8 protein-coding genes are annotated in these 12,127 nt (G+C 43.0%); 7 read left to right on the top strand and 1 reads right to left on the bottom strand.

Translation table 11 applies throughout. The features are described 5' to 3' along the window. The first annotated feature begins 37 nt into the window (after positions 1-37). The 6 genes from ACNURT_RS01690 to ACNURT_RS01665 all read left to right on the top strand — a co-directional run bounded on the left by ACNURT_RS01690 (position 38) and on the right by ACNURT_RS01665 (position 8,532). Positions 38-628: an RNA polymerase sigma factor gene (locus ACNURT_RS01690; protein WP_419700270.1), complete on the top strand. Its 591-nt coding sequence runs from the start codon at positions 38-40 to the stop codon at positions 626-628. A gap of 71 nt (positions 629-699) precedes the next feature. Further along, positions 700-1,644, top strand: coding sequence for a FecR family protein (locus ACNURT_RS01685; RefSeq protein WP_419700269.1), 945 nt, complete (start codon positions 700-702; stop codon positions 1,642-1,644). Between the two features lie 128 nt (positions 1,645-1,772). Next, positions 1,773-5,165, top strand: a complete 3,393-nt coding sequence (locus tag ACNURT_RS01680) for a SusC/RagA family TonB-linked outer membrane protein (RefSeq protein WP_419700268.1) — start codon at positions 1,773-1,775, stop codon at positions 5,163-5,165. Positions 5,166-5,193: 28 nt separating this feature from the next. Beyond that, the gene (locus ACNURT_RS01675; protein WP_419700267.1) at positions 5,194-6,732 is read left to right on the top strand and encodes a RagB/SusD family nutrient uptake outer membrane protein; all 1,539 of its coding nucleotides are present in this window, start codon (positions 5,194-5,196) and stop codon (positions 6,730-6,732) included. 72 nt (positions 6,733-6,804) lie between these two features. Continuing rightward, complete coding sequence (locus ACNURT_RS01670) at positions 6,805-7,854, top strand: metallophosphoesterase (protein WP_419700266.1); 1,050 nt, start codon at positions 6,805-6,807, stop codon at positions 7,852-7,854. A gap of 297 nt (positions 7,855-8,151) precedes the next feature. Beyond that, positions 8,152-8,532, top strand: coding sequence for a VOC family protein (locus ACNURT_RS01665; protein ID WP_419700265.1), 381 nt, complete (start codon positions 8,152-8,154; stop codon positions 8,530-8,532). A 160-nt stretch (positions 8,533-8,692) separates the two neighbouring features. On the opposite strand, the gene ACNURT_RS01660 is transcribed toward ACNURT_RS01665, so the two are convergent. Beyond that, positions 8,693-11,323: a DUF5686 family protein gene (locus tag ACNURT_RS01660; protein WP_419700264.1), complete on the bottom strand. Its 2,631-nt coding sequence runs from the start codon at positions 11,321-11,323 to the stop codon at positions 8,693-8,695. Positions 11,324-11,526: 203 nt separating this feature from the next. On the opposite strand from ACNURT_RS01660, the gene ACNURT_RS01655 reads away from it, so the two are divergent. Further along, positions 11,527-12,057 (top strand): dihydrofolate reductase family protein, encoded by a 531-nt coding sequence (locus ACNURT_RS01655; protein WP_419700263.1) that lies wholly within the window; start codon positions 11,527-11,529, stop codon positions 12,055-12,057. Positions 12,058-12,127 lie beyond the last annotated feature (70 nt).

The raw sequence follows: 12,127 nt of genomic DNA, 5'->3' as shown, positions 1-12,127 counted from the left end.
AGTTAACATTAGTAGCGTAGGTTTGTACCATTAAATCATGGAAACTGCTGATGCCATTTTACTCTCACATATCCGGGAAGACGATCATTCGGCTTTTGACCAGATGTTTGAATGTTATTGGGAACGATTATACAGAGCTGCCCTTTCCAGGCTTAATGATGAAGCGCAGGCACAAGACCTTGTACAGGAGATTTTTATTAAACTCTGGCAGCGGAGGCATACCTTATCCATTCAAACCACGCTGGAGCAATACTTACTAAGCGCTGTGCGCTTTAGCGTGATCAGTTATTTCAGATCGCAAAAAGTTACGCATGTTCGTATGGAGGATGCCTTACAACGGGTAGAGCTGCTTGAAAATTCGATCCATGACCATGCCGGCTATCTTGAGCTGGAGCAGACACTCGAACAAGCCGTTAAACATATGCCCGAAATGCTGCAAAGGGTTTATGAGCTACGCAGCGAAAATCAATCGGTAAAAGCAATTGCCAGTGAGCTGGGACTGGCCGAACAAACGGTTAAGAACTATATCTCCGAAGTATTGCGAAGGTTGCGTATTGTGGTTTCCGAAAAGCATCCCGAACAAAGAGCCGCTTATATCGCTCTGATATTATTGGCGCTTTACAATTAATTAACAAAATGTTGATGTAAATTATAAGTACCTCCGTGGCTTTTTGGCGACTTACTGTTGAAAACCCCAACATGGAGCTACGTAAATTTATAAAACAACTTCGCCGGTACCAGCAAGGTACAACTAATGAAACTGAAAAAGCCATCATTGAAGCCTGGTATGATTCATACGGCGCAGAAAGTGAAAAGCAAGCTTTATCAGCGGAAGAACGTGCGCATGTCAGAAATGCCATGCAAACAAACATCCACCAATCTATCCATACGTCAGCACGTCCTTTATGGCCCAAATACCGCATTGCGGCAAGTGTTTTATTATTATGCGCTTTATCCTTATTGATATATTTCGTGCTTAGGCCTGCGGCTCCGGCTCAGGAAACCTTTACTACTTTACGCACGCTTAACAGCGAGATCAGGAAATTGACCTTGCCCGATAGCTCGGTGATATGGTTAAACGCGCAAAGCAGGATGCGTATCTCTTCTAATTTTGATAAAAACATACGCCTGGTTTATTTAGATGAAGGTGAAGCTTTTTTCGAAGTAAAACACAACAGCCATAAACCATTCAGGGTTATTACCTCCCCATTGCAGGTACAAGTTTTAGGAACCTCGTTCAATATCAATGCCTATCATGGCCTGCCCCATGTTAAGGTCACCGTAGTTACCGGTAAGGTGGGCGTGAGTAAGGGCGCAAAAGTACTGTCATTTCTTACACCGGGGCATGAGATCACTTATCTGACCGCCCAGGGTACTTTTGAGCAAAAAGAAGCGGACGCCAGTCAGAGCCAAAGCTGGAAAGACGGCGATACATATTTGAACCGCGTAAAATTTGAAGAGCTATCACTTGTTTTTAAAAACCTGTACGGCCTTACTTTAAAAGCAGATAATCAACGTGTACATGACTATCTGTTCAGCTTGCGGATTAAACGCAGCATACCAGCCTCAGAAACACTAAAACTCATTAGTGCGATACATAACACACATTTCAGAAAGGAGGGCACTAACGTAATTATTTATTAGCCCTAATTAATAAAGAAACCGGTCCCTGTTTCAGCAGGAGCCGGCTTTAATTTTTAGCAGATGAAGGTTTGCCGACCCCGCCTGCCATGCTCAGCAACTATTTGACTCATTACAAAGCAATCAAAAATATGAATTTCCATACACAGTTATGCAGACAGTTTATGCGTATCTCTTTTTTACTTATTTCCATATCATTAACCATTGGCCTGGTATCGGTACGGGCCACTGAGTTAGCCGCACAGGGGGTGAATACCCGGGTAGATATCAGCTTCGGCAACGAGGATCTTTCTTCGGTTATCAAAAAGCTGGAGCAAAAGGCCAATGTGGTATTTGCCTATGACGATGTATTTTTAAAACTCGCCAGCAAATATGTAGATGCGGCGAACTATAAAAATGAAAGCCTGAAAAACATTCTTATGGCCTTGTTCAAGGGGCAGGAGATTGGTTTTAAAGAGCAGGCCGGTAATATCATACTTTACAGGCAACTCACCGGGAAGATAAACGGGAGGGTCACCGATGAAAACGGAGAACCCATGCCAGGCGCGTCGGTCAGTATCGTGGGTACCTCGTACGGTATGATAACCGATCTTGATGGCAAATATAACCTCACCTTACCCGAAGGCGCTTACACCGTAGCGGTCACCTTTGTGGGTTACAACCGTTTTGAATCGGCCAATGTAAAAGTTACTGCTTATCAAGCCACGGTGTTAAATATCCGTTTGGTGGCGGATAATCAGCTTAAAGAGGTTACGGTAAGTTATGGTAAGCAGCGCGCCCGCGAAATTACAGGTTCAATAGCACAGGTTAATGCCGCGCCATTGCAGGATATGCCGGTAATGCAGTTTGCGCAACAACTGCAAGGTAAGGTAGCTGGTGTATCGGTTGTGCAAAGCAGTGGTCAGCCAGGTAGAGGGATAGATTTCCGCATTCGTGGCGCTGCATCTTTTTTTACGGATAACCAGCCCCTTTTTGTAATTGATGGAATGCCTGTAACCGGTAGCATTAACAATATTAACCCCGATGAAATTGAGAGTTTTAGTATCCTGAAAGATGCGTCTGCCACGGCTTTGTACGGTTCAAGGGCGTCTAACGGGGTAGTATTGATCACTACCCGCCATGCTAAACCGGGAGGAGGCACTTCGGTGGAGTTTAATGCTAACTATGGCGTGCAGGTACTTCCCGGTAACCGGGTTCCAAAAGTGATGAACGGCGAGCAGTTTGCCGAATTTATGAGAGAGCGGGCACAGGATGGTTTGTTATATGAAAAGAATTATACCATCGCCAATGATTATAAAGCCGCGTACCTCGATGTCGACCCTTCAAGCTATGGTGCCGGAACCAACTGGTATAAACTGCTTACGCGCACCGCGCCTATTCAGAGTTACGATGTAGCGATACAATCGGCAACCGAAAAATCATCTTCTACTGCCATAGTAAGTTACCAGGATCAGCAAGGTGTTTTAATTAACACGGGAACACGTTTATTTTCTGCACGTTTCAATAAAGATCTGTCTGTAGCCAATGGCAAACTAAAAGCAGGGATTAATTTGGCACCAAGCTACCGTTTGGATCATAACAACCGTTTAACAACGGATGGTGTTGGCGGCTTATTTGAGCGCATCTTCGAAGCCAGCCCGCTGATCTCTCCTTTCAATGCCGATGGATCTTATCAGCGCAATGTGAGTTCACCAGGCATGGTAGCTTATGTTAATCCGTTGGCCCAGTTTAATCTTACTAATGATAATTACAAAACTACGCGCATACTTGGAAATGCTTACCTCAATTATGAGGTTATAAAAGATCTGCTGTTAAAAGTAAACGTAGGCATTGATAAAGGAGGCGAAACACGTAACTATTACCAGTCTGGTATTGTAACTTCTACAGCTAATAATCCCACGGGTACCAGCAGCTCGGTGGATAATGGTTCATATACAGCAGAGGGCTATCTGAACTATACTAAAACTTTTCATCAGGATCATCATTTCGAAATATTAGGTGGATATTCTGTCCAAAAGTATTCATCAACTTCAAATACGCTAACCGGCTTGGGGTTCCCGAACGATGATATCCCGTACCTGACCGCGGCCACCAGCGTAACCGGTAATAGTTCCTACACAGCTTATTCCTTATTGTCGGTTATCGGCCGTATCAACTATAATTATAAAGGTAAGTATCTGCTGCAGGGAGCATTCCGTAACGACGGGTCTTCCCGCTTTGGTGTAAATTCCAGGTACGGTAATTTTCCTTCTGTATCGGCCGGTTGGATAGCAAGTGACGAGAAATTTATGGAGCGTTTAAAAGTTGTTGACCTGTTTAAAATTCGCGCCAGTTATGGGGTAACAGGTAATAACTTCTTTTCGAATAATTATGTAGCACAATCTACTACTTCAAATTACTATTACAATTATAATAATACCATTACCCAGGGTACTACACTTAGTAATTTGGGTAACCCCAATTTGCAATGGGAGCGGAGTTTACAACTTGATTTAGGGTTTGACCTGAGTTTGCTGAAAAATCGTATCAGTTTGACTTACGATTATTATCACAAAATTTCTGACCACCTGATTCAAGCCAGGGCGCTGCCCACATCATCGGGTTATACAACTGTTTACGATAATGTGGGTAAGCTGGCCTTCTGGGGCCATGAGATCACGATCAATACGGTTAATATTAACAAGCGTGATTTTAACTGGAGCAGTTCTTTCAATGTGTCGTTTGATCGTAACCTGATCAAGAGCCTGGTATCGCCAGGTTACATCCGTCGAAATAACACGGTATCATCCGATTACTTCAGGCAACAGGTTGGTCATCATTTAGGTGAGTTTTACGGGTTTGTTTTTGAAGGCTTGTATAAAGACGCGGCCGATCTGGCCAATTCTCCAAAATATCAGGCTACGGCTACCTCGCCTAAGGGAGTATCAGATATAGGCACTATCAAGGTTAAAGATATCAATGGTGATGGCGTGATTGACGATGTGAACGACCGTACATTTATAGGTGATCCTACACCTAAATTTACCGGCGGCTTTACCAACCACTTTACCTATAAGAAGTTCGACCTGAATATCCATACCTCGTTTTCTGTGGGCGGTAAGATCCTTAATGCAGCAAAATGGGCTTACCAAACCAACATGGATGGTTCGCGTGTGCCGCTTGCTGCGGCGCTTGATCATTGGCGTTCAGTTGAGAACCCGGGTTCAGGCATTTATCCTCGCACCGAAACGGGCACTACAGCGCTTGGACGTGCTGTAAACTCCCAATGGATCGAAAACGGCTCGTACCTCGCCATAAAAAACATTTCGCTGGGATACACGGTGCACTTCAAAAATAATTTCGCGTTTAAATCTCTCCGTGTTTATACTTCGGTGCAACAGGCTTTTGTATTTACCGGTTACTCGGGCATGAACCCCGAAATTAACCTGAGCGGGCAGGATCCAACCCAGGGTATTGGTGTTGATGAAAATGCGTATCCCATCCCAAGGACTTTCTCATTAGGCATTTCAGCCTCCATAAAATAATCAAAAGCAAAACTTTAAAAAGAGCACAATGAAAAGAATATATATTTTGATGGGGTTATTATTACTAACAGCTGCCTCATGTAAAAAAAGCTTTATTGATTTAACACCCCAATCGTCATACAGCGATCAGAATTATTATAAAACCGATGCACAGTTTGGGCAGGCGGTTATAGCTGCTTATGCAGGCCTGCGCGACGTAGTAACAACGGATTACCTGTTTTCTGAGATGCGCTCAGATAACACCATTTATCAGTCGTTTTTAAATAACCGGGGTACAGCATATACAGATCGTGAAAAACTTGCGGATTTTATGGATGCCTCAACCGATAGTTATACCGCTACCGAATGGCAAAATGCTTATCTGGTAATATCCAGGGCAAATATTGTGATCTCGAGGCTTAAAACAGCATCAGGTATTGCCGATGCTTCTGTGAAAAGTTATGACGGGCACTGTAAATTTCTGCGTGCGCTGATGTACTTTAAATTGGTGAGGCTGTTTGGCGGCGTTCCGCTTTTTGTTAAGGAAGTGACTACGCCTGATGACGCATTCCTGCCGCGCTCGTCTTCTGACGATGTGTACAAGCAGATCATTGCCGATGCCACCGACGCCTTGAACGAACTGGCGCCTCCGGCAAAGTTTCCGCAAACGGGAATTGCTACCAAAGGTTCGGCAGCTGTGCTGCTGGCCGATGTATACGTAACCTTAAAACGCTGGGCTGATGCAGAAGCGCAACTAAACACCTTAGCGGCCATGGGCTACGGTTTGAACACCAATTATGCCGACGCTTTTTTACCCGCCAATAAAAACAACAAGGAGTCGCTGTTTGAAGTGCAGTTTTTGGATGGAACCATTACCGGCGCCACACCCAATCCACTGTGCTTTCATTTCCTGCCCCGAAGTAAAAATACATCGTTAATTACTACACTGGCTATTGACAATACTACTACCGGTGGCTGGAATACACCATCCGAGGACATGATCAGTGATTATGAAACCGGCGACAAGCGCCTGGATGCCTCTATCGGTATGGCCGAGGGTACATATGATGGCAGTAGCTATTTTACTTATTCGGCCGTTAAGAGCATTGTGAATTACAGTGGGCCTCCAAGTGGAAAAACAGCAGTGCCTTATATCAAAAAATATGAACACACACCAGGCGCCATAACCGGCTCTGCGGATGATTTTCCGATCTACCGTTATTCAGAGGCTTTACTATTACTGGCCGAAGCCCAAAACGAACAGGGCAAATCACCGCTGTCGGCTTTAAATACGGTTAGGGTCCGCGCAGGTCTGGCGCCGGTTACCGGTGCTGATCAGACAGCGTTGCGCAATACTATTTTGCATGAACGCCGTGTTGAGCTGGCATTCGAAAACAAGCGCTGGCACGATCTGGTGCGCACCGGTAATGCAGTTAATGTAATGAACGCTTTTGGTGTTAAACTAAAAACCCAGATCAGCTACATCTCGCCTGATTCATATATTGTTAATAGTAATAAACTGTTATATCCTTTACCTCAGGCTGAAATAGGCTTGAATACATTGCTTACACAAAACCCTGGTTATTGATCTGATATTTTTACATCTCCTCGTGCACATAAGGCAGGAGGGGGGGTTATTAATCTTTAAACAAAAAATATAATGCCGAATTACAGAAAAACATTCATAGCCGCGGCGTGCCTTGGCCTGTTATTACTGAATTATCATGCAAGTGCCGAAAGCAATTTACCCCTGGCAGATACGGTTTTAAATGCTCCCGGCCCCGACGCGGTGGTTAAACCGGGTGATTTTTGCATCGCGGTACTGCCCGATACTCAATATTACCTGGCCCAGGCCCAGCTTGGCGGAACCTTTGATATGTTCAAGGCCCAGATTGATTGGATAAAAAAGAACCAGGTTAAGGAAAACATCACTTATGTAGCGCACATGGGCGATATTACAGAGCATGGCGATAACCCGGTTACGGCAAAAAGCGAATGGTATCTGGCTAAAACCGCGCTTTACGGCCTGGAAAATCCGGTAAGCATCCCTTACGGTTTGGCTGTTGGTAACCATGACCAGTTCCCGTCGCAATACCCGGTTAAGGGTACCACCAATGGGTATAACCAATATTTTGGTGTAAAGCATTTTGAGGGTCGGTCTTATTACGGTGGTCATTACGGTAATAATAACGACAGTCACTATGATCTGTTTACCGCTGGCGGTGTTGATTTTATGGTGCTGTTCCTGGAATTTGATGCCTTTAACGAGGACCAGGCAGGTATGTACAGCTGGGCCAACCAGATCTTAGCTAAATATGTAGCCCGGAAGGCAATTGTGGTGAGCCATTCCATTTTACATTTTAATCCGGTAACCGGTTCCAATACACCACAGGCTCCGTTTAACGCGCAGGGTAAAGCCATTTACGAAAGCCTTAAGGGCAATCCAAACCTGTTTATGATGCTATGCGGGCACGTAGGCGACAATGGCGAGGGTTATCGTACCGAAACTTTCAACGGACATACCATTAAAACTTTCCTTAACGATTATCAAAGCAGGCCAAACGGTGGTAATGGTTTAATGCGTCTGTACAAATTCTCCGTTAAAAATAATGAGTTATCGGTCAAAACATTTTCGCCTTATGCCAATACAAGTGAAACCGATGCCGATAGCCAGTTCACCGTTCCTTTGTTTGATAAACCCATAAAGTAAATCTAACCATTGACATATCGCCGAAACATACCCCCCTCTGCAACACAAGCCTTGCGCTAAACCCCGTTGGCTGGGAATATGGACCTGAGTGTGCCAGTATCAGAAAGGTAATCAGTCATTTATCAATGATTCTTTTATTCTTATATCAAATTAAATCGCTGTATTTTAGAATGTTATTTCTGAACAACAAAGTATTAGAGCCTCTTTTTTAAAATTCACTCTAAAGTATGACCATAGGGTTTTTTAGATAATATAATTTTGATTAAGATTTAAAACCTAACAAGGAACTGATTAAATATGAAAAAAGTAACCGGCCTGGGTGGCGTATTTTTTAAATGCAATGACCCTAAAGCAATGAACGAATGGTATGCTAAAAATCTGGGATTGCCCCAAAGCGAGTACGGAACAACGTTTGAGTGGAGGGAAGATGATGATCCGGAAAAAAAAGGATCAACATCCTGGTGCACATTTCCGCAGGATACCAAATATTTCAATCCGTCTGAAAAACCTTTTATGATCAACTACCGTGTAGAAAATCTGGTGGCGCTGGTTGACGAGCTAAAAAAAGAAAACGTGACCATTGTTGATGAAATTGCCGAGTATGACTATGGCAAATTTGTTCATGTGCTGGATCCGGAAGGCAACATTATTGAACTTTGGGAACCGAAGGACGAGTAGGGCAGGATAACCTAAGAACTTTTAAGGCAACCAGGCATAAGGATCCGGTTGCCTTTGTTTTTTTAATACTCAAAAGGCGGTATTGTTAAAGGCGATCCCATCGGCCGTTAAATATTGGTTTTCAATTAATAAAATAGGCATAACAAATTATCAAACTAATTTAAAGATGGGGATCAAAACTAAGTTTTACACCATAGGGCGAAACTGCCGGATGATCAAGATAATTGAACCTTTTGATCACATCTATTCTTAAAAATTTAAAGATATTTCCAATACCCACGCCTCCTTCAATATACGGTGTATCTCCTAACGCAAAGGTGCCGTTTGATCCGTTTGAAGCTACCGGAAATTGATACAGGTCTTTTGAAGGCAAAGGGTTGTTCTCATTACGTAAACCGCCATATAATACCTTAAAAGAAAGGAACTCTCTCCATTTCAAATGCCTGATCAGCGGGATCTTATTAAGGATGAACCCACTAAAGCTATGTGTAAAGTTGATGCCTATATAATGATCACTAACAAATTCCAGATAGTTCATTTTGTTATACGCATCGGGATCATAGGCTATGGATTGGTTGGCCCGCAGAATGCTCAACAGGGGGAACGGTACTTTCCCGGTGGTAACTCCACCCAATAAGGTAATATCCGAGTAGCCCAACTGGGAAAGGTAAAAGCGTTTGTAAATATTAGCGGTAATATTATTATAGGTATATGAGCTGTTAAGTACATCTTTAAACGCGTGGCTAAACTGCAGGTTCAGGATCGGGTACCGGCTATGGATAGTATGCCGTACTTCTGTACCTTGTATTATTTGCTCGTGCGGCGCATATCTTAGGTTCAGCTCAACCGTGCTGGTAGTTAAGTTATGTATGGTATGATTGTCAGCGTTGTTTGATATGAATTCCAACGTACCCGCTGGTTGCTGGTTCCAGTTTCTGAGGGCAATGTTAAAGGAAAAATGATTTTCAAAGTCCCTTACGTAAGCTGCTGTATAAGTTTTGTTGTATAGCCAGTAATCTGTTTTACCTGTACTGAATGATGTAAGCGCGGCCTGTTCCGGAATAACGGTGAGGCTTTGCCCCGGAAGGTCGGCATCATACCGGTAGCTTAACTTAAAATAGTCGCGGGGATACCGGAAAGGAGATACCTTGTTTAGCGAAAAATAAGTGTTAAGGTTGTATTTTACCTGTTTATCCTTAAAGCCATAGGCCACGTGATCTTCCAGGTAAATGGTCTTGTTAAATTGGGGTGTTGTCCTTCCGCCCAGCTGCAGCCGGGCGCCCTCCTGTGAGTCATAAGCAAAAGTAGAACCAAGAGGCCCTAACTGCACCGGTCCGATATTGGCATAGCCCCCGGTTAATGCCGAGGCTATCCAGGTGGCTCTTTTAAATGAAGGCATCTTCTCCAGCCGGGTAATATGCGCGTATACTGTAGCTTGCTGATGGCTTAGCGTATCCGGGCGATGGTGAGCCCAATAGCTGGTATCGGTTTGGTATGAATTTGCTGCAACCTGCTCGCTTTTATCCTCATAAAAAGCGTCGGGCTGGGGGGTATTTAATTTATAATTGGAAAATACGGCAGTGCGTTCACCTAATATCCCTATCCCTTTATTCTTTAAAAGACCAAAATCAGCTTTAACATTGCTTTTTACCAGGAAATAGCGGCCCGAATCCTGCTTATTAAAATCCTGCCGGACCTTGAGGCTGCGCATAAAATTGATATTGATCTCTTTATTTACATTCAACTCGCACGATTTGACAGCATAATTTCCATCCATCGTTACATATAATTTGCCTTCAAATAAAAGGTCGCCCTTATTGCGTGGGGTAAAACTGATCTCTATTAATTTTTCGGCGGTTGCTTTAATGGTATCGGTGATAAAAAACTTATAAAAGTCTGGGGCGTGGTTGGCGATCGGGCTCAAGAACTGCCGGTTGATAATAAAGATATTATTGGAATAGATATCGATACTATTACCGTAAAGACGGTTGACATAAATATCGAGCCCCGCTGTATCTATAAACTTAATGATGTTGGTTTGCTTTTGAGCGTTGAGGATCTGGATAGATTTTGAAGGCTCCTTGCGATAATAGTTTTGAAACAACTTTTCGCTGAAAAAAACGGGTAGCGTGGTTTGCGTATGCCCGTTTACTTTTGAAGTTGTATCGAGCATAAACTTGTACTTGCTAAAAAACCGCCCGTTAATGAATTTATTTGAAAGATTGAAAACCGAAAGCCCGATACGCTCATACAAATCATATTGCAGGTAGTTTGAGCTTTGCATCCGGTTTCTTTCCTTATGATCAATAACCTGTTGAATGAGTTCAACCGCGGGGTTGCCTTTATTGCGGTACCGGCCTTTTTTGCCCGATGTTATTTTAACTTCTTTTAGCTGGTTTTCGGCGTACTTGAGTTTAATGGATACGTTATTGAGCTGCCCTGGATTAATTTTCCTGGTTTCCGGCATATATCCCATTGACGAAAAGGTTACCTGGCTAAAAGAACCGGGAGCGCTTAATAAGTAATTGCCATGGTTATCAGAAGCGGTGCTGTAAGAGCTGCCGGTAAAACTAATACGGATAAATGGAAGTGGTGCTCCGGATACGGCGTCGGAAATACGCCCGCTTACCTGTGTCACTATGGTATTGCTTTGTTGTGCTGATGCGCTTAGCGAAATAAAAATAAAGTATAAAAAACTTAGTTTCTTAAGTTTGTAAACGCTTTGCGATGGGATTATCGCCCACACAGCGGAAGCCAATCGAATAAGCGGATTCCAAAAAATAAATGCCAACTGAATAAATAATTTATTAATAAAAAATTAAATGGGTATTTATTCAGTCATTCAGTTACGTTAGGGCGTTTAAATTTTGCCCTAATTTAACACTTTAATCTGTATTTAGCCTTGGGCTTTAACATATTTAACAAATTGTCACAATGTATATCCGCAAATAATATTCCCAGATGGCGACAGACATATTTAAAATAACCATACATATGGTTTCGAGTCTCGACGGCTATATTGCCAAAAAAGACAATAGTGTTTCCTGGTTTGAAACACCCGACAGCTACGAGAAAGGAGTTCATATTACCGAACAGGATGCTAAGGAGTTTCTTAAAACAATAGACTGTTATATAATGGGTGCACGGACATATGAACACGCGCTGGAACTTTCAAAATCATATGGATGGGTTTACGGGGATGTGCCGACTATAGTTTTAACGCACAGGAAACTGCCGGTTGACAGGCCTAATATCGAATTTTATGCTGGCGATCTAAACCATTTTGTAGATGATCGGCTAAAACCATATTACAAGAATGTTTGGCTTGTAGGCGGTGCTGAGCTTGCTAAAGATTTCATTCGTTTAAGCTTAGCTGATGAAATACGACAGTCAATTTTGCCTGTTATTTTGGGCAACGGGATACCGTTTTTTGACCGGATAGGAAAAGAACAGACGTTGCACCTGAAAAACGTAACAGCATACAAAACCGGCATGGTTGAACTATGTTACGAAATAAGAAAATAATAGCATGCACCTGGATGATGTGTTTAATTTAATTATTGCTCCTGTGTGCCCCTGATACACCCTTAATATA

It is taken from the genome of Mucilaginibacter sp. NFX135 (assembly GCF_048565145.1).
Taxonomy (GTDB): Bacteria; Bacteroidota; Bacteroidia; order Sphingobacteriales; family Sphingobacteriaceae; genus Mucilaginibacter.
This window is presented reverse-complemented; position numbering and strand designations above follow the sequence as displayed.